Annotated in this window: 1 protein-coding gene; it reads right to left on the bottom strand. The window is 69.8% G+C overall.

The genetic code is table 11. From position 1 onward, the window contains the following. Nucleotides 1-529 (bottom strand): PGRS repeat-containing protein (locus tag F6Q13_RS20110; RefSeq protein WP_367141385.1); only part of this gene is annotated, 529 nt, incomplete at both ends.

Raw genomic sequence — 529 nt, 5'->3', positions numbered from 1 at the left:
GAATCCCGCCGGCCCCGCCGACACCCCCGTCACCGCCGGCCACACCGGCGGCCGCACCGTTGGCGCCGGCCCCGCCGGCCCCGCCGTTACCGAACAACCCCGCAGCCCCACCGGTACCCCCCTGACCGGCCGCATCGGTAGCCCCATTGCCGCCATCGCCGAACAGCAATCCGCCGGCGCCACCATCGGCCTGGGCCAACGTCGCACCCCCGACACCGTTGGCGCCGTTGCCGATTAACATGCCGGGCCCACCCACGTCATGCCAGAGCCCATTGACCGCGGTGTCGACCTGGGTGCCCAATGGGCTGGTGATCCAATCTTGCTCGAGACTATGCAGCACCGGGGGAATCGTGACCGCGGCGGAACTCGACACTTCCTGCAGTGCCGAGCCCACGGCACCCGCAGTCGCCCAGTAGCTTTCGAGCAGGTCGACCACGCTGTTGACCACGACGGTGTCCAAGCCCGAACTGGCGGCCGGATCCAATCCCCCCACCGCCGCCTGCACGGGTTCGATGATCGGATCGATGAG

This window comes from Mycobacterium sp. (genome assembly GCF_008709575.1).
In the GTDB taxonomy this organism is placed as follows: domain Bacteria; phylum Actinomycetota; class Actinomycetes; order Mycobacteriales; family Mycobacteriaceae; genus Mycobacterium.
Note: the sequence above shows the minus strand (reverse complement) of the source record. Positions and strands in the feature narration are given on the sequence as shown.